At 69.7% G+C, this 25813-nt stretch carries 22 protein-coding genes; 7 read left to right on the plus strand and 15 right to left on the minus strand.

Annotated elements, in window-relative coordinates:
* Window positions 1-127 precede the first annotated feature (127 nt).
* The 3 genes from ACZ5LB_RS19505 to ACZ5LB_RS19515 all read left to right on the plus strand — a co-directional run bounded on the left by ACZ5LB_RS19505 (window position 128) and on the right by ACZ5LB_RS19515 (window position 3147).
* On the plus strand, window positions 128-2158 hold the full coding sequence (locus ACZ5LB_RS19505; protein WP_464603871.1) for a M13 family metallopeptidase: 2031 nt from the start codon (window positions 128-130) through the stop codon (window positions 2156-2158).
* Between the two features lie 95 nt (window positions 2159-2253).
* Window positions 2254-2556: an MTH1187 family thiamine-binding protein gene (locus tag ACZ5LB_RS19510; RefSeq protein WP_464603872.1), complete on the plus strand. Its 303-nt coding sequence runs from the start codon at window positions 2254-2256 to the stop codon at window positions 2554-2556.
* 126 nt (window positions 2557-2682) lie between these two features.
* Window positions 2683-3147: an ExbD/TolR family protein gene (locus ACZ5LB_RS19515; RefSeq protein ID WP_464603873.1), complete on the plus strand. Its 465-nt coding sequence runs from the start codon at window positions 2683-2685 to the stop codon at window positions 3145-3147.
* On the opposite strand, the gene ACZ5LB_RS19520 is transcribed toward ACZ5LB_RS19515, so the two are convergent.
* Entirely contained in the window at window positions 3144-3725 is a 582-nt protein-coding gene (locus ACZ5LB_RS19520) for a TetR/AcrR family transcriptional regulator (RefSeq protein ID WP_464603874.1), read from the minus strand. The two genes, ACZ5LB_RS19515 and ACZ5LB_RS19520, sit on opposite strands and share 4 nt — an antisense overlap.
* Before the next feature lie 197 nt (window positions 3726-3922).
* Here ACZ5LB_RS19520 and ACZ5LB_RS19525 point away from each other — a divergent pair, with 197 nt between their 5' ends.
* Window positions 3923-4375 carry a cupin domain-containing protein gene (locus tag ACZ5LB_RS19525; RefSeq protein ID WP_464603875.1) on the plus strand — a complete coding sequence of 151 codons (453 nt, stop codon included), beginning with the start codon at window positions 3923-3925 and terminating at the stop codon, window positions 4373-4375.
* An 80-nt stretch (window positions 4376-4455) separates the two neighbouring features.
* A complete protein-coding gene (locus ACZ5LB_RS19530; RefSeq protein WP_464603876.1) occupies window positions 4456-4929 on the plus strand; it encodes a thioredoxin family protein in 474 nt (157 codons plus the stop codon).
* Here the strand turns inward: ACZ5LB_RS19530 and ACZ5LB_RS19535 are convergent.
* From ACZ5LB_RS19535 to ACZ5LB_RS19545, 3 genes are all read right to left on the minus strand, one after another.
* Window positions 4926-6125, minus strand: coding sequence for a hypothetical protein (locus ACZ5LB_RS19535; protein WP_464603877.1), 1200 nt, complete (start codon window positions 6123-6125; stop codon window positions 4926-4928). The genes ACZ5LB_RS19530 and ACZ5LB_RS19535 overlap by 4 nt on opposite strands.
* 9 nt (window positions 6126-6134) lie before the next feature.
* Entirely contained in the window at window positions 6135-7301 is a 1167-nt protein-coding gene (locus ACZ5LB_RS19540; RefSeq protein WP_464603878.1) for a cytochrome-c peroxidase, read from the minus strand.
* 130 nt (window positions 7302-7431) lie between these two features.
* Window positions 7432-8802: a C1 family peptidase gene (locus tag ACZ5LB_RS19545; RefSeq protein ID WP_464603879.1), complete on the minus strand. Its 1371-nt coding sequence runs from the start codon at window positions 8800-8802 to the stop codon at window positions 7432-7434.
* 79 nt (window positions 8803-8881) lie between these two features.
* Here ACZ5LB_RS19545 and ACZ5LB_RS19550 point away from each other — a divergent pair, with 79 nt between their 5' ends.
* Window positions 8882-9751: a 1,4-dihydroxy-2-naphthoate polyprenyltransferase gene (locus ACZ5LB_RS19550; protein WP_464603880.1), complete on the plus strand. Its 870-nt coding sequence runs from the start codon at window positions 8882-8884 to the stop codon at window positions 9749-9751.
* 262 nt (window positions 9752-10013) lie between these two features.
* Here the strand turns inward: ACZ5LB_RS19550 and ACZ5LB_RS19555 are convergent, their stop codons facing one another.
* The 11 genes from ACZ5LB_RS19555 to ACZ5LB_RS19605 are packed head-to-tail and all read right to left on the minus strand — an operon-like array spanning window position 10014 to window position 24853.
* Window positions 10014-12044: a glycoside hydrolase family 36 protein gene (locus ACZ5LB_RS19555; protein WP_464603881.1), complete on the minus strand. Its 2031-nt coding sequence runs from the start codon at window positions 12042-12044 to the stop codon at window positions 10014-10016.
* 1 nt (window position 12045) lies between these two features.
* On the minus strand, window positions 12046-13107 hold the full coding sequence (locus tag ACZ5LB_RS19560) for an amidohydrolase family protein (protein ID WP_464603882.1): 1062 nt from the start codon (window positions 13105-13107) through the stop codon (window positions 12046-12048).
* Entirely contained in the window at window positions 13104-15131 is a 2028-nt protein-coding gene (locus tag ACZ5LB_RS19565; RefSeq protein WP_464603883.1) for a glycoside hydrolase family 36 protein, read from the minus strand. The genes ACZ5LB_RS19560 and ACZ5LB_RS19565 overlap by 4 nt, the downstream gene beginning before the upstream one ends.
* A gap of 14 nt (window positions 15132-15145) precedes the next feature.
* Window positions 15146-16036: an EamA family transporter gene (locus ACZ5LB_RS19570; protein ID WP_464603884.1), complete on the minus strand. Its 891-nt coding sequence runs from the start codon at window positions 16034-16036 to the stop codon at window positions 15146-15148.
* A complete protein-coding gene (locus tag ACZ5LB_RS19575) occupies window positions 16030-17334 on the minus strand; it encodes a class II D-tagatose-bisphosphate aldolase non-catalytic subunit (protein WP_464603885.1) in 1305 nt (434 codons plus the stop codon). The genes ACZ5LB_RS19570 and ACZ5LB_RS19575 overlap by 7 nt, the downstream gene beginning before the upstream one ends.
* Window positions 17327-18163 (minus strand): class II fructose-bisphosphate aldolase, encoded by an 837-nt coding sequence (locus ACZ5LB_RS19580; RefSeq protein WP_464603886.1) that lies wholly within the window; start codon window positions 18161-18163, stop codon window positions 17327-17329. The genes ACZ5LB_RS19575 and ACZ5LB_RS19580 overlap by 8 nt, the downstream gene beginning before the upstream one ends.
* On the minus strand, window positions 18156-19097 hold the full coding sequence (locus ACZ5LB_RS19585; protein WP_464603887.1) for a carbohydrate kinase family protein: 942 nt from the start codon (window positions 19095-19097) through the stop codon (window positions 18156-18158). Before ACZ5LB_RS19585 ends, ACZ5LB_RS19580 begins: the two co-directional genes overlap by 8 nt.
* Complete coding sequence (locus tag ACZ5LB_RS19590) at window positions 19094-20269, minus strand: AgaS family sugar isomerase (RefSeq protein ID WP_464603888.1); 1176 nt, start codon at window positions 20267-20269, stop codon at window positions 19094-19096. Before ACZ5LB_RS19590 ends, ACZ5LB_RS19585 begins: the two co-directional genes overlap by 4 nt.
* A gap of 27 nt (window positions 20270-20296) precedes the next feature.
* Window positions 20297-20878 (minus strand): outer membrane beta-barrel protein, encoded by a 582-nt coding sequence (locus tag ACZ5LB_RS19595; RefSeq protein WP_464603889.1) that lies wholly within the window; start codon window positions 20876-20878, stop codon window positions 20297-20299.
* 12 nt (window positions 20879-20890) lie between these two features.
* Complete coding sequence (locus tag ACZ5LB_RS19600) at window positions 20891-24016, minus strand: TonB-dependent receptor (protein WP_464603890.1); 3126 nt, start codon at window positions 24014-24016, stop codon at window positions 20891-20893.
* 30 nt (window positions 24017-24046) lie between these two features.
* Entirely contained in the window at window positions 24047-24853 is an 807-nt protein-coding gene (locus ACZ5LB_RS19605) for a hypothetical protein (RefSeq protein ID WP_464603891.1), read from the minus strand.
* Between the two features lie 194 nt (window positions 24854-25047).
* Between ACZ5LB_RS19605 and ACZ5LB_RS19610 the strand changes: the two genes are divergently transcribed.
* Window positions 25048-25746 carry a DeoR/GlpR family DNA-binding transcription regulator gene (locus tag ACZ5LB_RS19610; RefSeq protein ID WP_464603892.1) on the plus strand — a complete coding sequence of 233 codons (699 nt, stop codon included), beginning with the start codon at window positions 25048-25050 and terminating at the stop codon, window positions 25744-25746.
* The last annotated feature ends 67 nt before the right edge of the window (window positions 25747-25813 follow it).

Consider the following 25813-nt stretch of genomic DNA (forward strand, 5'->3'; position numbering starts at 1 on the left):
GTGTTCAGGGAGCTTGTGCAAGCCCCCTAAACGACCACGCATCGTAATGCGTTACACTTGTAACCACCCAAGGTCAGGAGACCCTATGCAGAAAAGCGGATTATTGGCGAAACTGGTTGCCGGATCGATGATCCTGGCCGCCCCCGTGCTGGCCGCCACGCCGGGGAAGGCTTCCGCCGCCTCGGCGAAGGCCGGCCCCACGTACGGCGCGTTCGGTGTCGACACCAAAGGCATGGACCTGTCCGTCAAGCCCGGCGACGACTTCGGTCAGTTCGTCAACGGCATCTACCTCAAGAACCTGGTTATCCCCGCGGACCGCGCCAGCTTCGGCATGTTCGACCAGCTCCGGGACCTGAGCCAGGAGCGCACCCGGGGCATCGTGGAAGCCGCGGCCAAGGCCAAGGGCGCCCGGAAGGGCTCCGAGGAGCAGAAGGTTGGCGACTTCTACGCCAGCTTCCTGGACGAGGCGGGCATCGAGGCCAAGGGCCTGGCCCCCCTCAAGCCGCAGCTGGACGCCATCTCGGCCATCGCGGACCGGGCCCAGCTGGCCAAGGCCCTGGGCGAGGCCTCCCGCCTCGGCGTCAACACCCCCGTGGGCGTGGGCCCCGAGCAGGACCTGAAGGACCCCTCCATCTACTCCGTCTACATCGGCCAGGGCGGCCTGGGCCTGCCGGACCGGGACTACTACCTGGACACCAAGAACCCCAAGTTCGCGGAGATCCGCTCCAAGTACCAGACCCACATCGCGGCCATGCTGCGCCTGGCGGGCATCGCCAACCCCGAGGCCAAGGCCAAGGCCATCTACGACCTGGAAGTGAAGATCGCCACCGCCCACTGGACCCAGGTGGAGCAGCGGCAGATCGAGAAGCTCTACAACCCCGTGCAGCGCACGGCCATCGACACCGCCTACCCCGGCCTGGACTGGACGGCCCTGCTCAAGGCCGTGGGCGTCAACGACCAGAAGCAGCTGATCATCGCCAACCCCAGCGCCATCGCCGGCGCCGCCAAGCTCCTGGCCAGCGAGCCCCTGGACACCTGGAAGGACTACCTGGCCTTCCACACCCTCAAGGACGCGGCCCCCTTCCTCACCAAGGCCCTGGTGGCCGAGAACTTCGCCTTCAACGGCACGGTGCTCTCCGGCCAGCCCGAGATGCAGCCCCGCTGGAAGCGCGGCGCGGACTTCACCACCGCCGCCCTGGGCGAGGCCGTGGGCAAGCTCTACGTGAAGAAGTACTTCCCCCCCGAAGCCAAGGCCCAGATGGACGCCCTGGTGAAGAACATCATCGCGGCCATGGACCAGCGCCTGGCCAACCTCGCCTGGATGGACCCCAAGACCAAGGCCGCGGCCCGGGCCAAGCTCGCCAAGTTCACCCCCAAGATCGGCTACCCCGAGAAGTGGCGTGACTATTCCAAGCTCGAAGTGGTGCGCGGCGACGCCCTGGGCAACGCCATCCGGGCCGCGGAATTCCGGTTCCAGCGCCAGCTGGAGAAGATCGGCAAGCCCATCGACCGCTCCGAGTGGGGCATGACGCCCATGACCGTCAACGCCTACGCCAACCCCCTGTGGAACGAGATCGTGTTCCCCGCCGCCATCCTGCAGCCCCCCTTCTTCGATCCCAAGGCCGATCCGGCCGTGAACTACGGCGGCATCGGCGCCGTCATCGGCCACGAGATCAGCCACCACTTCGACGACCAGGGCCGCAAGTTCGACATGGACGGCAAGCTCTCCGACTGGTGGACCTCCGAGGACGTCAAGCGCTTCACCGCCCTCACCGAAAAGGTCGTCAAGCAGTACGCCGAGTACGAACCCCTCAAGGGCTCGCACGTGAACGGTGAGCTGACCCTGGGCGAGAACATCGCGGACCTGGCCGGCGTCACCGTGGCCCTGGACGCCTACCACAAGTCCCTGGGCGGCAAGCCCGCCAAGGTCGTGGCCGGCTACACCGGCGACCAGCGCTTCTTCCTGGGCTTCGGGCAGGTCTGGCGGTCCCGCTACCGCGACGCCAACCTCCTGAACCGGCTCACCACCGACCCCCACACCCCCGGCTTCGTGCGGCCCACGGTGGTGCGTAACCTGGACGCCTGGTACGAAGCCTTCGGCGTCAAGGCCGGCGAGAAGCTCTACCTGGCCCCCGCCGACCGCATCAAGGTCTGGTAGGCCCGTTCTCCGCCGCGGCGGCCCTTCCCGGCGACGGGGGGCCGCCGCGTTGCGTTCCGGGGGGCCCGGGTGGGATCCTGGGAACGAGGTGCGTCATGCATGTGATCGTCGACTTCACGGTGGTGCCGGTGGGCGCCGGGATTTCGCTGTCGGGGTACGTGGCGGAGGTGGAGCGGGTGCTGGCGGCATCGGGGCTCACCTTCGAGCTCCACGCCAACGGCACGAACGTCGAGGGGGAGTGGGACGCGGTCATGGCCGCCATCCGCACCTGCCACGAGCGGCTCCACGCCATGGGCGTCCCCCGCATCCACACGGACGTCAAGCTGGGCACCCGCTCCGACCGGCCCCAGCGCATGGCCGACAAGGTGGCTTCCGTGAAACGGGTCCTGGGCGCCTGACGGCGTGACGCCCGGGTGACAATTCGCCCGATAAACGCCCATTAATCAGGAAATTGTAACTTCTGCTCCCGGGCATTGACGGGCCGGCCGGGGGACCGACCTTGGGGCAAATCCCAGGAGGCCCCCATGAACGTGCGCCGCCCCAGCGCGAAGTCCGATATCAACATCACGCCCCTGATCGATATCGTCCTGGTGCTCCTCATCGTCTTCATCGTGATGGTGCCGGGCCTCTCCAAGGCGCTGCAGGTGGTGGTGCCCCGCGTCGTGGAAGGACCGAAGGACAAGCCCCTGGAACCGCCGGTGGTCGTCACCCTGGACGGCGAGGGCCGGCTCTTCCTGCAGCGCGAGGAGGTGACGCTGGCGAGCCTGCGGGAGCGCCTCGTGCCGGTCGTGATGCTTCAGCCCCTGGGCCTGCGCAAGGTCTTCGTGAAGGTGGACGGGGAGCTCCCCCACGAGCGCGCCGTGCAGGTGCTGGACCAGATCCGCGTGGCCTCCGACGAGGCCCGCCGTGAAACCCGCGCCAGGCCCGGCTTCCAGGAGGAGGACGGCGGACCCGTCAAGGTGGCCCTCACCCGGCTCAAGACGACCTAGGCTGGGCGTCCGGCCCTTTCGATGAGGGCTTCCAGCGCCCTGCGGGCCCAGTCCCCGGCCCGTTCCTCCCGCAGCAGCCTCGAGGCGTGGTGGTAGGCGAGGGTGATGGCCCGGAATTCGAAGGCCAATTGATCCGGATCCTGGGAGGGGTGGGCGAATCCCGCGAAGCTTTCGGCGGCCTTTCTCTGGTTGTCGCGCTGGAGGCGCAGGAGGGTCTCCCGCACGGGGCCTTCCCGGTCGTCGAATTCCACGCAGGCCCCGGTGATGGGGCAGCCCCCGGGCAGGCCCGGGTCGTCGATCCAGGCCATGATCGTCCGGAGCATGAAGCGGAGACGTTCGGGGCCCGGGGCCAGCCGCGCGCCGGGCGCGGCGCGTTCCCGGACGGTCAGGGCCGCGTGCTCCAGGGTGGCCACCTGCAGGGCCGACTTGGAACCGAAGTGGGCGAAGAGGCCGCTCTTGGACATGGGCAGGGCCGCGGCCAGGGCGCCGATGCTCAGGCCCTCCAGGCCGTCGCGGCTGGCGATGCGCATCGCCTCGTCCAGGATCCGCGCCCGCGTGCTGTCGCCTTTTTCCGCCAAACCTGACCTCCTGGAGGGAACCTGCGGCGGCCGCCGCACCGCTTGGACGGAAAGCGGAAAAGCTGCCCCTGACGGCCCGTGAATTTTAAGCGTACCCGGCCCTTGCGCTGGAGGGTCGATTTGGTTAGATTAACACGAACGATCGTGCTAAAATAGCACATCCCCGTTCACCACCCCCTTTTTCCCGGAGCGTCGCCATGACCCAAGCCGCGCAGGCCCTCACCCGATCCACCCACTTCACCGCCGCGGAGTACGGCGCGCTGGACCGCTGGAGGGCCTTTGAAATGGACCATCCCCGCCGGGGCCGGACCACCGGCAAGACCTTCCTGGGGCAGGTGCTGGGCCTCACCGGCATGGAGGTGTCCTTCGGGTCCATGGCCCCCGGGGAGACTGCGCCGTTCTGCCATTCCCACAAGCAGAACGAGGAGCTTTACGTGTTCCTGACGGGGCAGGGGGAGATGCAGGTGGATGGGGAGCGGATTCCGCTCCAGGCCGGTACCGCCGTCCGCATCGAGCCCGCCGGCGTGCGGGCCTGGAGGGCGACGGGAACCGAACCCCTCACGTTCGTGGTGATCCAGGCCAAGGCCGGCAGCCTGGAGCAGGCCACGGTCTCGGATGGGATCATCGCGGAGCAGCCCCTGGCCTGGTAGGCGGAGGGCGATGGGCAACCCGGCGCGGTCCAGACCCGGACCGGCCGGGTTCCTCGTTATACTGGGTATCCAGGAGTGTCATGATGCGAGCCCTTACGCTTTCCCTTCTTCTCTGCGCGAGCGTCGCGCCCCTGGCCGCCGGCGCCCCGGCGAAGACCGCCGTGAAGGCGGGCCCCTTCGATCCCGCCCGGGACAGTTTCAAGGACCTGGACGCCGCCAAGGCCGAGGCCCGGAAGACCGGCCGGCGCATCATCCTGGACGTGGGCGGCAACTGGTGCCCCTGGTGCCACCTCCTCCACGGCTTCTGGGAGGCCCAGAAGGACGTGAAGGACCTGCGGGACAAGCATTTCGTGTTCGTCCTGGTGAACTTCAGCAAGGAGGCGAAGAACGAGAAGTTCCTCGCCCAGTTCCCCAAGGTCCCCGGGTATCCCCACCTGTTCGTCCTGGACGCCGACGGGAAGGTGCTGCACTCCCAGGACACCGGGGTGCTGGAGGAGGGCAAGGGGTACAGCCGGGAGAAGATCACGGCCTTCCTCAACGCCTGGAAGGGCTAGAAGGCCCACCCCAGCCCGAGGTTCACCCGGTTCTGCGCGGTGTCGTTCCGGAAGCGCCGCAGGTCGGCCTTGAGCACCACGTGGGGGTTCAGGTTGAAATTGAAACCCCCGGTCCAGATCTTCTCAGACGGGGCGGCCGCCGGCGTGAGGGAGGCCGGGGCCAGGGTGTCGAAGGCGGCGGCGGTGTTGACGGACTCGAAGCGCACGAAGGGCGCGAAGGCGTAGGAGCCCGAGGACCACAGGCGCCACGCGGCCTGGCCGTACCAGCCCTCGAAGCGGCTGGGCACCAGGGTGGGGTTGCCCACCCGCGTCTGGTTGAAGGCGGCGGTGTCCCGCACGGTGCCGCGGACGAACAGGGCGCTGAGGTCGAAGGGGCCCGGCGTCCACCGGGCGTGGACGTCCCACAGGGTGGCGGCCATGGCGGGCATGTTGGGCTGGCCCTGGGCGCCCTTGGCGTGGAACCAGGAGCCCCCCAGCAGGAGGCCCGGCACGCCGCGCCAGTTCACGGCCGCGAAGGCCGCCAGGTCGTGGGAGCGCGCCCCGCTCAGCTCCTGGTGCACCGCGCCCAGGGGCGATTCGGCGCCCTCGGTGCTCGCGGCGTCCCACTTGGAGAAGTCGAACCCGGTGGAGACGCCGGCCTGCAGCACCACGCCGTTCTCGAAGGAGCCCACCACCTGGAGCCCCCCTTCGCGCCAGGTGCTGGGGATGATGGCGGTCTCCACGGCGTTGCGCTCCACGCCGAAGAAGGCCGTGGGCTCGTGGCGCTCGTTGAGGAGGCCCGCGGGCACCAGGAAGAGCCCGCCCCGCAGGGACCACGCGGCCGAGAGCCGGTGCTGGATGTAGGCCTGTTCGATCTCCACCTCGCCGGCGTCGTCGGCGGAGCTGACGGCGTGCTCGATCTCCAGTTCCGTCACCAGCTCGGTGCGGTCGTCGAACCGGTGGGTGACGGCCAGGACGAACCGGCGCAGGTCGGCGGTGTCCTTGGACCCGTCCTTGGAGAAGTGGGAGAACTGCACCTCCCCGTAGCCGCCCAGGACCGTGTCGGAGGAGGACTTGGTGGCCATCTCCCCCTTCACGCGCTCGAGCTCGCGGGAGAGGGCGTCCACCCGCTTGGCGAGGTCCTCGGGCGGGGTCTGGGCGTTCAGGGTCGAAAGGGCGAGGCAGGCGGTGACGAGGGGCAGGCGAAGGGGGTTCAAGGGGGCTCCTTAGCGGGTGTAGCCGTCGGTTAGGGTTTTCAGGAAGGCGACGACGTCGTCGACCTCGGCGTCGGTGAGGGCCGGCGCCTGGCCCGGCAGGCGGTTGTAGGGGACTTCGGTGACGTTGACGTTCCCGTGGTACTTCGATGGGAGATCGTCGAACTTCATCACCGTGCCGTCGGGCGCGGAGGGGTACCATTTCTCCGGGTTCGTGTCCCGCTGCACGTAGAACGTGACGGCGTCCTTCAGGGACGTGAAGCTTCCGTTGTGGAAGAGAACCCGGCGCAGGGCGACGTTGCGCAGGCTGGGCACCTTGAAGGCGCCGTAGAGGTCCGGCCGGTCGATGTCCGGCCGGGCGCCCAGTCCCAGGTCGTAGAATGTGGGATCGGCGTTGGCCGCCAGGGCCGGGTTGCGGGGGACGCCGAGCACGTCGTAGGTGAAGTCCGTGAACAGGGGCCGGTCGCCGGACGAGGGATGGCAGGCGGCGCAGTTGCCCTTCTGGGGGTTGTTGAAGAGGGCCAGGCCCCGGGCCTCGGCATCCGACAGCCGGACGCTTCCCCGCAGGAAGGCGTCGTACTTGCTGGAGAAGGGGTGGAATTCCGGATCCTCCCGCTGGTACTGCTGCAGGGCCAGGGTCATGCAGCGGTAGGCCTGCTCGGCGTCCTGGAAGATGCCGTCCCCGTACACCGCCCGGAAGGCCGCCGCGTAGGGGGCCGCCGCCAGCCGGGCCACCACGGCCGCCTTGCTGGGCATGGCCATCTCCACCGGATTGAGGAAGGGACCGCCCGCCTGGTCCGCCAGGGACTCCGCCCGGCCGTCCCAGAAGAAGCCGCCCGTGGGCGTGCCCTCGGCGTCGTAGCGGAAGGCCGTGTTGCCGGCCAGGTAGCGGATGGACGGGGACTGGCGCGTGCCCTGCAGGTTCATGGCCGGGCCGCCCAACTGGGCGGGCAGGTCGTTGTCCGCCCCGTGGGCCGCCTCGGCCACGTGGCAGGTGGCGCAGGACTGCAGGCCCGACGCGGAGAGCGAGGTGTCCTTGAAGATCTGCTCGCCCAGGCGGGCGGCGGGGGAGAGGCCGCCCGGATCCGCGGGCTGCGCGGCGCTGCCGCAGGCCAGGGCGGTGGCCAGGGCCAGCCCGGCCCCCGCGAGGAGGCAGACGTTTCGGGTGAGGGCGGGCATGCGGCCTCCAGGTCTTCCGGTCAGGGGTTGGACGTCCGGGTGGGGAAACGTCTTTTAGCTGAGAACGAGACTGATTCTCAATTAAAAACCATGAATTGTCAACCCCATTTCGGATGCCCGTTCGCTACCCCTACTGGACGTTGAGGGCCGACATCATGGGATCCCAGGGGGGCAGCACCTCCGCCTTGGCGCCGAAGACGTCCAGCACGGCCTTGGGCACCACGGACCGGGGCACCACCACCACCTGGACGAAGGTGTCGAACCAGCCGTCCATCATGGTGTAGTAGCCCTTCTTGCCGCCCTTCTCGCCCCAGGAGTTCTCCACCAGCCACTTCACCGGCTTGCCGCCGGCCATGTCCACACCGGTGAAGACCATGTTGTGGTTGGGCACGCTACGCCGGCTCTCGAAGCACGCGCGGCGGTCCATGGCGAAGTCCATGCCGTAGAGGGAGGCGTAGTCGCGCACGCCGGCCATGAGCAGGCCCTCCTCGCGCTGCATGTCCTGGCTCACGTCGGCGCCGAACCACACGGGACGGTCGGAAAGCACGCAGGCCGTGGCCGCCTCCTTCAGGACCTCCAGGGGGCAGTTCACGAAGAACATGTTGGGGGCGTCCAGGAGGGCCCGGTCCAGGTCGATCTCGTACTTCCGCTGGAAGGGCAGGGTGGGGATGGAATAGAGGGCCACCATCTCGTCCAGGTCCGCGGCGAGGGTGGCGGCGGAGAAGGTCTTGGGGGTCCAGGCCTTGAGGGGCGTCACCTTCTTGTCCTTGGCGACAAAGCGCCAGTCGAACTTCGCGGGGGGGACGCCCAGGTGCATGGCCAGGATGCGGTAGACGTCCTTCATGGCCTGCAGCTTGAGGGCCTCCACCTCGGCGGCGTCCTTGGCCGCGCGGATGCGCACGCCGGCGACCTTCAGGCGCAGGAACAGCACCTGGTTCATGGCTGCCGAATTGGAGGCGCTGAAGGTCTCGGGCATCACGTCCTTGGGCACGACGCCGTACTTCTTCACCAGGTCCACGAAGCCCTGCCAGTTGCCGCCCTCCTGCACGGGGCTCCCCAGGAGGAACTCCACGCGCCGGTCCGTGTGGGCCACGCCGCGGGTGCGGGCGATGGCGTCCAGGAAGAGGTTGGCCTTCTCCAGCTTGTCGTAGAAGAAGAGGTAGTTCTGGCTGAACTCCAGGTTCTCGCAGCCCAGCCTGGCCGCGGCGGCGCGCCGGAACAGGTTCAGGCCCGAGAACATCCAGCAGCGGCCGCTGGACATCTGGTTGGCGACGGGCTCGTCGGGGAGGCGCTTGGTGAAGTGGGCGTCCACGGCGGTGATGCGGGACCAGTCCTCGGCCAGCTTGCGGCCGTCGCTCTGGGCCAGCGCGTTCCGCAGGGCCCGGAAGGGGCCGTCCTGGGGACATGCGGCCGCCAGCTGATCCAGGCGCTCGGGGGTGAGGGCCTGGGCGAGCAGCGGGGACGCTGCGAGAAGGAGGGGAAGGCTGAGCCTCGCGAACATGGGCGCTCCTGGGGATGCTCCATTATGCCGGGTCGGGGCCCGCGCCTTGCGTCACAATGGAGGTTGCGAGGAGGCGGGCATGGCCACAGCGGCACAGTGGGTTTCGGGCGCCCGCCCCTTCACCCTTCCCGCCGCCCTGGCCCCGGTGGCCGCGGGCACCGGAGCCGCCGCCGCCCTGGACGGGGCCGGCGCCCTGCGGGCCTCCCTGGCCCTGGCCGTGGCCGTGGCCCTGCAGGTGGGGGTGAACTTCGCCAACGACTACTCCGACGGCATCCGCGGCACGGACGCCGACCGCGTGGGCCCCTTCCGCCTCACCGGCTCCGGGGCCGCGCGCCCCCGCGCCGTGCTGGGGGCGGCCCTGGCCTCCTTCGGCGTCGCCGCCGCGGCGGGGCTGGCGTTGGTGGCGCTGTGCGGGGCGTGGTGGCTCCTGGGGGTGGGGGCGGCGTGCCTTCCCGCCGCGTGGTTCTACACCGGGGGGCGCAGGCCCTACGGCTACCGCGCCATGGGCGAGGTCTTCGTGTTCGTCTTCTTCGGCCTGGTGGCGGTGCTGGGCACCACGTACGCCCAGGCGGGGCGCCTGTCTCTGCCGGCGGGCTGCGCCGCGGTGGGCGTGGGGGCGCTGGCCTGCGCCATCCTGGTGGCCAACAACCTCCGGGACATCCCCACGGACGCCGCTTCCGGGAAGCTGACCCTGGCCGTGAAGCTGGGCGACGCCGGCACGCGCAGGCTCTACGGCGCGCTTCTGGCCGCCGCGGCCCTGGCCCTGGTGCCCGCGGTCCTGGCGCGCCCCTGGGCGGCGCTCACGTTCCTGGTGGCGCCGCTGGCGTTCAGCCCCCTGAAGGCGGTCCTGGGCGGAGCCGCAGGCAGAGACCTTCTGCCGGTGCTGCGGCGGACGGGGGCCCTGGAACTGGCCTACGGGGTGGTGCTTGGGTTGTCGCTGGCCCTCTAGCCGATCGGGGTGCGTCGTTGGTTGCCGAGACAACCTGTTTGAGCCCAAAAGCCGGGTGATGGAGATCTATTGGATCCCGTCATCGAGGTTGTTCGAAACAAAAAACCTATCGCCGAGGCGCCGAGGCGCCGGGGTTCGCCGAGAAAAGATCTTCTTTTTTATCGGCGATCCTCGGCGTCTTCGGCGCCTCGGCGACAACGCCTTTCGCTGGAATTTGCCGGGTTCACCGGGAGACAGGTCGGCAGCTTCAAACCCCACCCGATCAGAGCGGCTTGGCTTCCAGCAGCAGGTGGCCCTTGAAGGCCAGCGGGAGCCGGGCGGTGGGCCCCGTCACCTGGCCCAGATCCCGGCCGTTCTCGTAGTCCGTGATCCGGTAGGTCCCCGTGCCCAGGCCGCGCAGTTCCACGGCCCCGTCCCAGGCCTGCGCGAAGAACCCGTAGTACAGGGCGTCGCCCTTGCGGATGGCGTGGGCTTCGGGCAGGTCGAAACCCAGGTCGTACAGGGAACCCAGGTACTCGCCCCGGGACAGCATGAGGCGCGAGTAGAGGCCCACCCATCTCTCGAAATCCGCGGCCCGGGCGGGGGTGAGGTCGGAGGTGCTCCGCTTGGGGGCCAGGGAGGGCAGCACGAACTGCGAGCCCACCACCCCGCCCACGGCCACCGTGGACGCGAAATCGGAGGCGTGGTCGCTGAGTTCCACGTGGTCGCCGAAGTAAGCGACGCCGTCGCCCATGAGCGCCTTCAGAACCTTGCCCTTGGTGCGCACCTGGTAGGAGTCGTGGGGGTCCGACGCCACGGCCATGGTGTAGCCGGGCATGGTGTGGAAGGCGTACGAGGTGCCGCAGGGGCAGAACTCCACCAGGACGTCGGGCTTCAGGGCCCGGGCGGTTTCGGTGATCATGCGGATGTAGGCCGGGATGGCCTTGGAGGCGTCGTCGGGGCTGGCGTGGTGGTGGGCGGGGTTGTGGCAGGGCGGAATGCCGTTGAGGTACTGGCCGTCCAGCTTCAGGCCGTCGAAGCCCCATTCGCCCACCATCTTCCGCACCAGGGCCCGGGTCTGTTCGATGACGGCGGGATCGGCGGGGCACAGGTAGAACGTGGGCCACCAGGAGATCTTCCGGCGGGAGCCGTCGGGGTTCAGCAGGGCCTGTTCCGGATGCTCGCGCTGGAGCCGGCTGCCGCGCTGGCCCATGAGGGGCGCCCACCACACCTGCGCCCGGAAGCCGTCGGCGTGGACGCGGTCCACGATGGCCTTCATGTCGGCGTCGCCGCGGGGGAACTTCCGGGGATCCAGGAGCCAGTCCGCGTAGTTGTCCTGCCAGCCGTCATCCACGGTGACCCACTTGAAGCCGAGGCGCTTGGCGGTGGGCAGGGTGCCGTAGATCTGGGCGGGCGTCATGGTCCTGCCGTATCCCCAGGCGCACCACATGGGCTCGAAGGCGCTGTCGGGCGCCTTTTCCATGGTGAGGCCCTGGAGCGCCATGAGGCGGCGGTACGAGGCGAGGGTCTCGAAGCAGTCCCCCCGGTGCACCGACACGAATGTGCGGGGCCCGCGCAGGGTTTCCCCGGGCGCCAGGGATCCGGCCCGGTCCAGGCGGATCCCCACCTGGACCCGTCCGTCCCGGCCCATGGCCACGGGCAGGGAAACCGCCTCCGGGGCGGTGCCCAGGTGGCCGACGCCCAGGCCCCGTTCCCGGTTCCACACGTCCACCACGGGGGTGCCGCCCCCGTAGTCGGTGGCGTTCATGCCCAGGAAGTTGCGCTGGCGGAACCCCGGGCGCAGGGGCACGATCCAGTTCGGGCGGTTGGAATAGGACCCGCTCTGATAGGACCACCAGGCCGGCCCGGGCCCCGCCTTCACGGCATCCAGGGTGTAGGCGTTGCGGGTCCAGCCCTTGTGGGGGAGGGCGGCGGCGCCCCCGTTGACGTATTCCACGTCGAAGAAGGCCAGGGCCGGGTAGGCGGGATAGACGGTGACCGCGACGGTGGTGCGGAGCCGGCCGGAGGCGCCCTCCACCACCAGGCGCTCGCCCTTCCCGAAGACGTCGGTGACGGGTTCGGTGCGGCTGGACACCAGGTGGAAGGCGGTGGGGGCGCCCAGGAGGCCGTCCGCGGCGGTGAAGGGACCCAGGGGCGTCTCCCGGTCCCCGGAGCGCGCGATGATGCGGCTCCGGAGCCGGTCGTCGAACTCCACCCGCAGGAGGGGCGTCTGGATGCGCGGGCCGGCGGGGGCCTGGGCGAAGGCGGGACCCGCGCCGAGGAGGGCCGTGAGGAGGAGCCGGGAGAAATCCATGTCAGGGCCTTCCCACGCGCTTCATGAGCGCCAGGGCGTTGTCCCGGTACAGCTTCTTGAGGATGCCGGCGTCCAGGCCGAGGCCGTACAGGGGCCAGTGGTAGCCGAACTGGTCGACCTCGTAGAAGTGCTCGTCCTGGGTCTCCAGGATGCGGAAGGTGATGCCGTACATGCCCGCGTCCATGCCCATGTCGGTGCCGTACATCAGCCGGTCCTGGTATTTCGCGATGAATTTCGCGGTGGCCCGGGGCACGGGGGAGGTCTCGGCGTAGCGGGCGCTGATGTCCGCGTAGAGGTTGGGGTGGCGGTCCAGCATGGATCCGAGGAGGGCGAGGTCGCTGCTGCAGTTGGCGAAGTGGCAGGCGATGAAGGTGGTCCGGGGGTGGCGCGCCGCGGCCCGGTCCAGGGTCGCCACCACCGCGTCGTGGCGCAGGATGGCGGGCGAGTCGGCGATCTTCCACGTGAAGGCGTTCATGAGGCCGTCGTTGGTGCGGTCCGCGGGCTCGTACATCCACTGGTCCTCCCCCACGTGGATGTTGAAGGGCAGGCCCAGGTCGGCGCAGGCCTCGAGGATGGGGTCCATGCGGGGATCGTCCAGGTGCATGCCGCCCTTGTTCCCGGCGAGCCCGCCCCCCTTGTCCGTGATCTCGCCCACGCCCATGGCCCCGGCCTTCCGGCACCGGCGCAGTTCGGCCACGGCGGCCGCGGCGAAGCCGGGCTGGTCGAAGCCGGAGAGATCCAGGCCGCACCAGAGCTGGAAATGGCGGGGGAACTTCCCGTAGCGCCGCACGGCGTCGTCGAAGCCCTTCCCCGGTTCCGTGACCAGCACCACGGTGCGCTCGATGCCGCACCGGTCCATGGTGGCGGCCCATTCCGCGGCCTGGGCGTCGGTTTCCGCGTAGGCGTGGGAGTGCATGTCCACCACGGGGAACATGGCCTTCTCCACGCGGGTGACGGGGACCTTGTAGATGGAGCGGGGCCGGTAGTCCTTGAGGAGGAGCTGGTCGGGGGCCTGGGCCGCCAGGGTGGAGGCGAGGGTGAGGAGGAGGGCGGTTGGGTTCAAGGGGCGACCTCGATGAGAAGGTGATCGGTGAACGTGACCGGAAGGCGGGGGGCCTTGCCAGGAGCGGCGGTGACGGAGCCCAGGTCCCGGCCCCCGGCGTAGTCCCGCACCCGGTAGGTGCCGGGCCGCAGGCCCCGCAGCTCCACCTCGCCCTTCCAGGGCCCCGGGGCGTAGAAGGCGTAGTTCAGGACGCCGTCCTTGGCCACCGCGTAGCCTTCGGGCGAATCCACGCCCAGGGTGTAGAGGTTCAGGAAGGTCCCGCTGGAAAGGCGCTTGCGGTCATAGAGGCCGAGCCATTTCCGCCACACCGCCTCCCGCTCGGGGGTGAGGTCCACGGGGCCGGAGGGGGGCACGACGCCCGTGGGGGGCCACGTGAATTTGGTGCTCACCACGCCGCCGGCGCCCAGGGTGGACGCGAAGTCCTCGCCGGTCTCGAACCAGTCGGGGTGGCCCTCCCGGGTCATGGCGCTGAGTTCCACGTGGTCGCCGGACACGGCGGAGGCGGGGCCCAGGAGGGCCTTGAGGATCTTGATGCGGCGGCGCACCTGCACGGCGCCCACGGGGTCGGCGGTGACGCCCTGGTCCATCCAGGGCAGCCAGTCCGCGGAGGGCAGGGTGCCGCAGGGGCAGATCTGGATGACGGCCTCCGGCTTCAGGGCGTGGGTGGCCGCCAGGATCTCGCGGTAGACCTCCGCCGCGGCCCGGGTGGATTCGTCGGGGGAGGCGTGGTGGTGCAGGGGGTTGTGGCAGGGGGGGATGGCGAAGATGTTGTCCATCTTGAAGCCGTCGAAGCCGAAGTCCCGGATGAACCGCACGGCCATGTCCCGGAAGTAGGCCCGCACCTCGGGCAGGGACGGATCCAGGACGGCCAGGGACCGGACCATGGTGGCGGGCCGGCCCGAGGGGTCCAGCACCAGCCATTCGGGGTGGTCGCGCACCACGGCGGACTGCCGGTAGCGGTGGGACTCGCCCTTGCCGTTGGCGATCTCGGCGCCGATGGGGAGCCACCAGAGCTGCACCTTCACGCCGGCCTGGTGGAACCGGTCCACCATGTCCTTCATGGACGTGCCGGGGAAGGTGTCGGGCCGGGGGTTCCAGTCGCCGTACGCATCGAACCAGCGGTCGTCGAGGGTGGCCCAGGCCAGGCCCAGGTCCTTGAGCTTGGGCAGCGCCCCCAGCATCTGCGCGGGGGTGACGTCGAAGCCGTAGCCCCAGCTGCACCAGGTGGCCTCGAAGGCCGAAGGGGGCGGCGCGGCGGGGCGCCAGCCCTGGGCGCCCATGAGCGTGGACCAGAGCCGCAGGGGGTCGTAGAAGTCCCCGGCGTGCACCGACAGGTAGCCCCAGGGCGAGGTCCAGGTCTCCCGGGGGCCCAGGGTCCGCGGGGGGAAGGTCAGGGAGGCCTCCACGGCGCCGTCGCGGTCGACCGCGACGGGCAGGGCGCAGGCCGCGGTGGACAGGACGCCCAGGGACGCGCAGGTGGCGGCGTTCCAGAAGGCGGTGACGGGGATGCCCCCGCCCAGGCCGTCGGCGTTCATGGCGCCCATGCGGTTGGGATGGGTGCCGGGCCTGGGCTCGGACACTTCGTCCTCGCCCCAGCCCACGCTGGCTCCCTGGAACACGGTGAGGCGCCCCGGCGCGAGGCGCGCGCTGAGCACCCGCACCTCCTCCAGGGGCAGGGGCCGGGTGCGGGGGTTGGTGACGCGGATGGAGGCAAAGAGGGCTTCGGGGGTCCCGGGCCGGGTTTCCAGGATCAGGGTCCGCACCAGGGGGCCGCGGCCCAGGAAGGGCACCTCGGCGCGGTGCGGGGCCACCTTGGCCCGGCGCAGGTCCAGCACCGGGGCCCCGTCCCGGGCGCCGGCCAGGTCCAGGGTCAGGCGGTGGCCCTCCTGGAGACGCTTGGCCAGGACGCGGCCCGAGGCCAGCACCTGGAATTCCGCCCGGGGGGAGGCCAGCTTGAGGGGCGCGGCCCAGGCGGCGGCGCAGGCCAGGGCGAGCAGGGTTCGGCCGATGGCCGGGATGCGCATGGGGACCTCCGGAATCAGGCCTCGGCCTTGTCGCCCTCGTCCTCCATGCCCATGAGCAGGGTGGCCAGGACGGCCGCGACCATGCCCAGGGCATGGGGGGCCAGGGGCAGGGTGCGGAACAGGGCCAGGGAAAGGATGATGGTCACCACCGGGCCTCCGGCGTTGACGAGGGGGGAGACGATGATGGCCCGGCCGTAGCGGAAGGCGTACACCAGGAGCAGGGCGCCCACGGCGTTGAGCACCTGGATGGCGGCGGCCATCCAGGGACCGCGCAGGCCCCAGTTGATGGGGTGGCTGAAGTCGGTGATGCGCCAGGCCACGGGGATCAGGAGCAGGCCCGTGAGGGTCATGTAGAAGAAGATGCTCTCGGCGCGCATGGACTTGTTGCCGTGGGAGATGACGAAGCCCTGCAGGCCCCAGGCCAGGAACACCACCAGGGCGGGGCCCACCCAGAGGAGGCCGCGGGCGGCGCCGGCGCCGGGGGGGGTGTAGGCCAGCAGGATGCCGGCCACCAGGGCCAGGGCGATGCCGATCCAGCCCCGGGCCGAGGCGCGCTCCCGGGACACCGCCAGGGCCAGAAGGATGGTGACCAGGGGCGACAGGGCGATGAAGGGGAACACCAGGTACGCGGGGGCGATGCGCAGCACCAGGAACAGCACCAGCTGTCCGCCGGCGCCCAGGAAGCCCGCGAGGCACCCGAAGAGCACCGACCTCCGGTCCGTCTCGATCTTCCAGCCCACCCGGGCCAGGGCCACCAGGCAGGGGGGGATCATCGTGAAGGCCCAGACGATGTAGCCGAGGGTCGCGGGAAAGCCCGCGGCGGCGGGCGCGTCGATGAGGGCCCCCCAGAGGCCCCAGGCGAGGACCGTGATGACGGTGAACAGGAACCAGGGCTGCTTCAGCATGGGGATCCTTGGGATTCGGCGCGGCAGGCGGCGGCGTAATGCCCCAGCACCCGGCGCACGGCATGGATGGCCACGGCCCTGCCCGAAGGCGGCAGGGACCCTTCCCGCACGGCCTCGTAGGCCAGGGGGCGGTACTGGCTGAGCAGGCCCAGGGGCAGGGGGCCCTCGGTGAGCCGGAAGAGGCGTTCCACCTCCGCCACCACGTCGGGATCGGTCCAGTAGTAGCGGGACCGGTCGCTGAGGCTGAACCGGCGGGCGAAGGCCAGCTCGCACTCCTTGCCGTGGTAGTGGTTCTTCCAGTGGATGGGATTGCGGAGCATGACGGCCTCCAGCACCTCCGCCAGGCGCGGCCGCTCCCGGGCGGGGTCCAGGCCGTGGAGCTCCAGGGCGATGGCCTCCAGGGAGAAGAGCGCCTCCCGGAAGGCGTAGGTGAGCCAGGGGCCCACCTTCAGGATCGCGAAGCGGTCCTCCACCAGCTGGCGCAGGGCCTCGGGGGTCTGGTAGTCGGTGGAGTGGGCCTCGTACATCCAGGGCGCCCGGGAGGCGATGGCCTCCACCAGGGGCGCCGCGGCGTCCCGGCGGTAGGCGTGGATCTCGGCCTGGCTGAACTCCACGCCGGGCTGGACCACCAGGGCGATGACCCGGTCCCAGGCGGAGGCCAGGCCGAGGCCGGCGAAGGCGGCCCGGGTGATGTCCAGGGTCCCGGCCACGTCCCGGGCGGCGGTGGGGCGCACCCCGGGTTCGCCGTCCTGGGCGCCGCCCGGGGGAGGCACCTCGGTGCCGATGACGTACACCGGCGCGGGGCCCGAGCCGCGCCGGGCGAAGGCCGCCTCGGCCCGGAGGCAGAGCGCCGCGGCGCGCCGGGCCACGACCTCGCCGGGCAGGTCCGCGGGGTCGTCCGCGCAGGCCATGCTGGCGTCCAGGTGGATCTTGTGGAACCCGGCGGCCACGTAGGCTTCCACCAGGTCGCCGGCCTTGGCCATGGCGGGTTCCGCGGCCTCGGCGCGCCAGGGGTTGGGCCCCAGGTGGTCGCCGCCCAGGATGACCTGCCCGGGATCGAACCCGGTTTCCAGGGCCAGGTCCCGCACGAAGGCGGCGAAGGCGGCGGGGGTCATGCCGGTGTAGCCCCCGAACTGGTCCACCTGGTTGCAGGTGGCCTCGATGAGCACGGGCGTCCCGTCCGCGGCGCCCTGGTCCAGGGCCGCGCGCAGGACCATGGGATGGGCCGAGCACACCGCGTACACGCCGCGCACGCGCCCTTCGCGGCGGTCGTCCCGGAGGCGCAGGAGGTCAGGCATGGCCGCCGTCCGTCATGAGCATGCGCAGCTTCTGGGAAATGAGCTCCTTCACGTCGCGGATGGCGGGGGGGAAGATGGTGCGGATGTCGATGCCGCTGGAGGCCAGCAGCTCGCGCTTGATGCCCCTCACGAAGGCGTCCTTGGTCTCGGTGGCCACGTTGACCTTGCAGATGCCCCGGGCCACCACGTCCCGGATGGACGCTTCGCCCACGCCGGAGCCGCCGTGGAGCACGAGGGGCACGTCCGTGAGCGCCCGGATCGCCTCCAGGCGCGCCAGGTCCAGGCGGGGCTCGGCCTTGTAGAAGCCGTGGGCGGTGCCGATGGAGACCGCGAGGGCGTCCACCCCGGTGGCCTCCACGAACCGCGCGGCCTGGGCGGGGTCGGTGAGGCCGGCGGGGTCGGCCTCCTGGCCCAGCTTGGCCACGAAGCCCAGTTCGGCCTCCACGTTGGCCCCGGTGGCTTTGGCCATGGCCACGGCCCTGCGGGTGTCGGCGATGTTCCGGTCCAGGTCCTGCTCGCTGGCGTCGATCATCACCGAATCGAAGCCGGCCTCGAGGCAGTCCGCCACCAGGTCCAGGCTGAGGGCATGGTCCAGGTGGATCCAGCCCTCCACCCCGTACTGGCGGAGCCCCGCCCGGCCCATGGCCAGCGCCACGGGCAGGCCCAGGTAGTCGATGGAGCCGCGGGTCATCTGGAGGATGATGGGCTGGCCCAGGTCGGCGGCGGCCTCCAGCACCCCGCGGAGGGTCTCGGCGTTGTAGTAGTTGGCGGCGAGGAGGGCGGCCTTGCGGTCCCGCATCTCCAGGAGTTTCTCTTTCAGGCTAGGCATTGAAGCGCTCCCTGGCGATGGCCATGACCGCGGCCCGGTCCTGGAAGGCGCCGGTGCCTCCGGCGGCGGTGGTGTTCACGGCGCCCATGAGGCAGCCGAAGCGAAGGCACGCTTCCACGGGGTCGCCCGCGATGAAGCGGGAGATGAACCCGGCGTCGAAGCTGTCCCCCGCGCCGATGGCGTCCACCACGCGGTCGTTGAGGAAGGCGGGCTGGAAGAAGGTTTCCGCGCCCCGGGCGGCCGTGGCGCCCGCGCAGCCCTGCTTCACCACGATGGTGTGGGCATGGGGCCGCAGGGCCTCCAGGGCTTCGGCGACGGTGGCCTTCCGGGTGAGGTGGCGGATCTCCTGTTCGTTGGGCAGGAAGACGTCCACCGCGGGGAGGATGGCGGGCAGGTCCAGGTCCCAGGCCTCCGCCGGGTCCCACTGGGGGTCGAAGGAGGTGGTGAGCCCGCAGGCCTTGGCCCGGCGGAACAGGGCGGCGACGTCCCGGAACATCCCGGGCTGGAGGAAGGCCGAGGCGAAGTGGAGGTGCCCGGCGGTGGCCAGGCGCTCCGGGGTCACGTCCGCCAGGGTCAGGTGGGCCATGGCTCCCATGTAGGTGGCCATGGCCCGGTCCTCGCCCCGGTTGAGGACGATGGTGGCGCCGGTGGCGTGGGCCGGGGTGCGCAGGATCATGGCGGTGTCCACGTTCTTGGCGCGCAGCCGCTCCACGGCGAGGTCCCCGAACAGGTCCTCGCCCACCTTGCCCAGGAAGGCCACCCGGACGCCCAGGGTGCTGAGGTTGCTGCCGAAGATGGCCGAGGAGCTGCCCAGGGTGAGGGTCATGGCCTCGGCCAGGACCTCCTTCCCGATTTCCGGCATGCGCGCCAGGCCGTTGAGGATCAGGTCCACGTTCAGCTCGCCGACCACAAGCACATCCGACGGACGGGTCATCGCGGATTCCTTTCGACGGTGGGGTAGATCGTCACGCCCCGCACGACCCGGGAGATGGTCCCGGCCGGGGACGGGGTGTCCGGGCGCAGGCCCAGGGCGATGGCCTTGTGGACCCCCAGGATCTGGGCCGCCAGGACCGCGCAGATGGCCCGCTCCTCGTCGTCCATGGGGCCGGGAAGGGGGATGGTGGCCTCCAGGGGGGAATGGGAGCGGAGGCCCTCGCCCACGCCCAGGTGGAACAGGCCCTGGACGCCGCTCCGGATCTCGTCCACCAGGTCCTCCTCATAGGCCCGGTGCCCGGCCCGCCCCGAAAAGAGGAACACCAGGAGCGTCGAATCGTTGATGGCGGCCTTGGGGCCGTGGCGGAATCCCAGGAAGGAGTCGTACGCGCAGATCACGGCGCCGTTGCTGAGTTCCTGCAGCTTGAGGTGGCTCTCCCGGGCGGCGGCCTTCAGGGCGCCTGCGCCCAGGAAGATGGCCCGGGTGAAGGGCAGAGCCGCCAGCTCCCGGAACCGGTCCCCCTGGGTGGCCAGGATGCCCTCCGCGGCCGCGGCGAGGCGTTCCACCCGCACTTCGGCGGCATCCAGGCACTCCAGGTCCGCCAGCAGCAGTCCGGCCAGGGCCATGCCGGTGAAGCTCCCGGTCATGGCCAGGCCCTGGTCGTCGGATTCCGGGGGGAGGACGAAGACCGCGCGGGGGTTGGGGGTGGGGTGCGTGGCCAGCTCCCCCTTGGGGTTGCAGGTGATGATGAGGTGCTTCACGTCCCCCAGGCGCGCGTCCGCGCAATCCACGGCGGCCACGCTCTCGGGGCTGTTGCCGGAACGGGCGAAGGAGACCAGGAGGGTGGGCACGTCCCGGGGGAAGGCCTCCTCGGGATTGGTGACGATGTCGGTGGTGGGCACGGCCCGCACGGTGCGCCCGGTGCGGAGGGCATAGCGTCCCTGGAGCAGCTCGCCGATGTAGGCGGAGGATCCCGCCCCGGTGAGCACGATCTCCCGGTGGGGGCCCAGGGCGGACGGGGCCAGGAAGGAAAGCAGGGCGGGCCGCTCCGCCCTCAGGCCCGTCCAGATCCCGCGCCAGAGGGCGGGCTGCCCGAGGATTTCGGGAATGGTGTGGACGGCGCCCAGCGTTGCCCGTGCCGTCGTGTCGAATTCGGAGAAAACAGCGGTCATGCCAAAAGGCTCCCAAGAATGATTGGATCAGAACCGGTAGGTGGCCATGAGGCTGAAGTACGCGGGGCGGCTCGGATTGGTGGCGGAAAGGTCGATGTCGGAATTGGACCGCCATTCGGTGAAGGTGTAGAGGAGGGTGGCGGACCAGTCCTTGGTGAAGTCGTAGCCCATGCCCAGGCGCCAGCCGGCCTTCAGGTGGTTGTCGGCCGGGTAGAGGCTCGGATCGCCGCCCCGCTGGGTGCCCTTCCACACGTGGACGGATGGGCCGGTGCGAAGGCTGAGGGGGACGCCGTCCCAGGGACGGAAGACCAGGTCCGCGCCCACGCGGGTGCCGTTCAGTTCGAAGGTGGGCCGCTCATCGGTCCCGGTGCCGGCGGGCATGTGCGCGTAGCCGGCGTACACCAGGATGTCGGGGCCGAAGCCCTTGGGGCTGAAGAGGGCCCCCAGTTCGACGGTGTAGCCGCCGGTGGTCTTGCCGGTGAGGTCGACCGTGTTGCCCTGGTTGACGACGAGGCCGCCGGAAGCCTGGAACCGGCTGTCGCCGGCCCTTCCGGGGGCGGCCAGGGCCAGGACGAGGGCGCAGGAAAGGAGCATTCGGGTGGAAGTCATGGTCGTCTCCGCTCAGAACCGGATGCCGGTGTCGAAGGTGATGGACCTGCCGGCGACCCTTCCGGTGCCGACGGTCGAGAGGTCATCCGCGGCGCGCCACCCGCTGCCGGTGTGCTGCGGGGGCTGTCCGACCGTGTCGGTGAGTCCGGTTCCCTCGAGGGAATAGGCGCCCCTGCGCTTGGCGTTGAAGACATTGGCGAAGGTCACGTCGAAGAAGCCCTTCACCGACCCCCACACCGTGATCTCCATGTTGTATTTCAGGCTGAGGGTGGTGACGTCCATGTTGGTCATGCGGCTTCCGTCCGCCGTGAGGGAGATGGAATTGGGGAGGCCGCCGGTGTTCTGGACGTTGGCGTCGTTGTAGCCGGGCAGGGTGGGCGCGGGGATGTTGGCCGTGGACCACCGGCCTTCGGGCCTGCCGCTGGTGTACGAGGCCTGCAGGGTCACGTTGGATTTGACCTTCCCCTGGCTCAGGTTGTAGGCGAGATAAAGATTGAAGATGTGTTCGGGGGTCCGGAGGGTCATGGGGTTGTACTGGTCGCGCGAGTACAACGTGTCGTAGTAGTCCCGGAAGTTCGCCAGCTGGCTCGTGGTGCGGTCGGGATTGTCGATGGTGTACCGGGTGTTGGCCATCATGCGGGCAAAGGTGTAGTTGCCGTAGATGGACAGCCGGTGGCTCAACGGCATCATCCATTCCAGCTCCAGGCTCTTGTAGGTCCGCCTGGAGTCCGGGTCGTTCCGCAGGATCCGCTTGAAGTTCGGGGAGCCGGATTCGTCGGTGTAGACCTCGCCCGGGAAGAAGTCGAAGAGGTTCGACCAGTACTTGTAGATGGCCGTGGCCCGCCAGAAGCCGCCCGAGGCGTAGGCGCGGCGGAAGCCCAGGGTGAATTCGTGGGAGACGGGGTTCTTCCAGTTGGGGTCGATGACGAAGGTGTCGCCCGCGTAGGTGCGGGTGTAGGCGGTGTAGTTCGCCGGGTCCTGGAGCTGGGCCTGGCTCACGTAGTAGGGGGTGCTGGACCCCTGGCTCCAGTAGGAGACGGTCTGATTACCATACCGGCCGCGGGCCGCGGGCAGGAAGAGCGACCCGGGCGAACTGGACTGGAACTCGCCGTAGGACAGGTTGAACAGCCGGGTCTGGTCGCCGTACACGTCCCACTTGTATTCGAACCGCGGGTTGAATCGCCCGTAGGAGACGAAGGTGCTGGTCTCGTCGCTGACCTTGAAGGCGTCGTGGCGCACGCCGAGCATGATGCTGTGGTGGCTGTTGATCGTCCAGAGGTCGTTGAGGTAGATGGAGGTGGTCTGCTTGCGCATGTCGCCGCCCTCGGATCCGGTGCGGCTCACCCACAGGGGCACGAGGCCCAGGCCGCCGGGCCAGTGGTTGTCCGATCCCGGGGCGCCCAGGCCCGGATTCACGAGGCCGTCGTTGAGGACCGGGGTGTTGTCGTAGGTGGGGTCCAGGTCGTGGAGGGTGGCCGTGGCGGTGTTGTAGACCAGGAACTCCCCGGTGACGGGGTTCTGGCCGGGCACTACGTACTGGTCCTTGGCGGCGCCCACCTGGATGCCCCACTTGAACTTCTCGATGTCCACGCCCATGTCCACCAGGTGGGTGGAGCCGTTGTGGGTGAACTCCCGGGACCAGTTCACGAGGATGGAGTCGTTCAGGATGGTGTCGCCCCGGTCCGCGTTGTAGCCGTTGATGTTGTAGGCGGTTCCCCCGGAGGCGTACCCGTCCAGGAGGCTGGTGACGGGGTTCGAGCCGTCGGCGTTGTGGGCGCCGGGGATGAAGGTGGTCCAGATGGCCGGCTGGCCCGGGCTGTAGGGATGGGGCCAGGAACGGTAGGTGTGGCCCACGCGGGCCTCCAGGACGCCGGCGTCGCCCAGGATCCCCTTGTAGCCGAGGTTCCACAGGTGATGCTTGTAGTCGTCCGTGGACGAGCCCACGGAATCGATGCGGCCGAAGCGCGGGATGCCCCAGTAGGCCTGGCTGTCGTTCTGGGTGTAGTTCCACTCCAGGCTGTGGTTGTCGTTGATCTGGGCGAAGACGACGAACTGGTGGAACTTGGAGACGTCCGCCACCGTGTCCAGGGCGCCCAGGCCGTAGGTGTTGGCGGGCACCACCCCCGCGCCGGGCACGAAGGTGTAGGTGGACTGGCTGGGCAGCCCGTTGAGGACGGTGTTGCCCACCTGCGCGGTGTAGGAGTGGTTGGGGGTCTGCTGCGTGCCGTAGGCGAAGGTGATGTGGTCCTTCCAGATGGGTCCGCGCAGGGAGAGCTCGTAGGTGCGGTTGGAGTAGTCGTCGTTGGGCCACGCGGGGTCCCCGGGGGTTCCGTCCCGGCGGGCGTAGGACGTGCTGTTGTCCTGCCAGATGTTCTTGCGGTACTTCACCCGGGCGGTGCCGGTGAAGGTGTTGCTGCCGCGGGTGGTGACGATGGAGACGAGGCCGCCATCGGTGTTGCCGTACCGGGCGTTGAGGGGGGACTGGATGACCGACATGCTCTCGACCATGTCCATGAGGGTGGTCACCTCGTTGAGGTAGCCTCCGCCCTCTTCCGTGATGTTCAGGCCGTTCTGGATCACCTTGGTGCTGTGCAGGATTCCGCCGCGGATGGAGAGGGCGTCGTCGGCGTAGCCGCCGACGTTGGGGTCCAGGGTGCCGGTGATGCCCGGGGACAGCTGGATGATGGCGTCCATCTTGAAGTCGGCGAGCTCGTTGAGGTTGTCCATGGAGAAGGTGGAGGAGGTGACCGTGGTGGTCTTGTCCACCTGGGCGGCCTGGTCCACCACTTCCACCGTGGCCCCCTGCTCCACCGCGGGGGTGAGGATGACGTCCTGGCGCGCCGTCTGGCCCGGCACGATCTGGAACTGGCCCTTGATGGTGAGGTAGCCGGGGGCGGAGACCGTGATGGTGTACCGGCCGTTGGGCAGGAGGCCCACGCGGTACTGGCCGCTGTCGTTGGAGGCGACGGAGCGCTCTCCCAGGAGGGTCGGCGAGGCCAGGCGCACCACGGCGCCCGGGATGGGTTTCCCGGCCCGGGTGAGGATCTGGCCCGAGGCCACGCCGGTGGTCTCCTGGCCGAACAGCTGGCTCGCGGCCAGGATCATCGCGATGGGCGTGAACATTCTTCGATGCAGCATGGATGAATCTCCTTTTCGCGGTCCTGGACGTCAGATGCGGAAGGCCAGGGCCAGCTCGAATACGAACCCGCGGCGGGTGCTTTCCTCGAGGACAGGGGCCTTGCCGGTGTAGGTGAAGGGCTTGTATTCGAAGTGGTTCATGCCGATGTTCCGGACGGTCAGCTCGAGCTTGAAGTCCTGGGTGAGGGCCACGCCGAGGCCCGCGTGGGCGCCCACGGCCAGCCGGGTCTTCTCCCGGCTCATGGCCCAGCCCTCGTAGTAGTCCTTCACGTCGCCGCCGGGATCCGAGGGGTCCAGGGGCACGTAGCCGGGAACCGGCGTGGCCGGGTCCGTGCCGTAGACGGGGATGAGCGTGCCGCTCAGCTCCGCGGTGACCTTGTACAGGTCGAGGCTGGCGCCGGCGAACCAGTACAGGGAGCCGGATCCGAGCTTGTCCGTGTAGGAGCCCCGGAGGCTGAAGCCCTGGCTGCGCTCCTTGCGGAAATCGATGGAATTGGAGGGGCTCAGGTAGAGGGGTTCGCCGCCGTAGGTCGTGACCGGCGCCTCGGGCCTGTAGTGCACGGTGCCGGAGGTGGGCATGACGTCGTGGGCCTGGCCGGGCATGACGTCGAACCCGAGCTCGACGGTGAAGGCGCGGGAGGGGCCCAGGGGGAAGCGCCCGGCCACGGCGAAGCCCAGGGCCTTGTTGTCGTCGTGGTCCCGCCGGATGTCGCCGGCCGTGAGGCCCGTGCGCACCTTGAAATCGAAGGTCGGCGCGGGATCCGCGGCCAGGAGGGGCAGGACGGCCCCGCACGCCAACGCGGCGAGGGCCCTGGGGACGAGGTGGTTGGACAGCATGGCGGGCCCTCCGCGGGAAGTGGGGTTTGCATCGCAATGTTACAGCAATGTTGATTGTTCGTGATTGATTTTAAGCAGAAGTAAACAAGAAGCAACAGACAGGATTTCCTTTTTGATGGTATTTTTGAAGAATGCGACAGGAAGAACGTCTGGGCCTGATCCTCGATCGGCTTTCAAAACAAGGTACGCTGGGGGTGACGGATCTCGCCCAGGAACTGGGCGTTTCCACCGCCTCGGTGCGGCGGGATCTGGAAATGCTCGAGGACCAGCATCTCCTTTCCCGCACCCACGGGGGTGCGGTGGCCAACAGCCTCGTGTACGAATTGCCCCTGAGGTACCGCGGCGGGCGCCACAAGGACGAGAAGCGCCGCATCGCGGCCGCGGCCCTGGAGGCGCTCGGTGAAAGCACGGTCTCCATCGGCCTCACCGGCGGGACCACCACCACGGAGGTGGCCCGGGCCCTGGCCATGCGCTCGGGCCTGATCATCGTCACCAACGCCCTGAACATCGCCTCGGACCTGGCCCTGCGCCCCAACATCAAGCTCATCGTCACGGGGGGCACGGCCCGGAGCGAATCCTACGAACTGGTGGGCCCCCTGGCGGAAGCCAGCCTCGACGGCATCCACCTGGACCTGGCCATCGTGGGGGTCGACGGCATCAGCGTGCAGGGCGGCCTCACCACCCACCACGACGTGGAGGCCCACACCAACCGCGCCCTCATCGACCACGCCCGGCGCACCGTGGTGGTCGCCGACGGCTCGAAGGTGGGCCGCATGGCGTTCGCCAGGATCTGCCCGGTGACGCAGATCAGCGAACTCATCACGGACGCCAGCGCGGATGCGGCCGAACTCGCGAACCTCCGGGAGGCCGGGGTGAAGGTTTCCATCGCGTAGGAGGCTGTCCAAGTATTACTCGGCCCCGCGACGGCGCCTGGAAGCCCGATTATCGAGCGCAAGACCC

Source organism: Mesoterricola sp. MK458 (assembly GCF_055384935.1).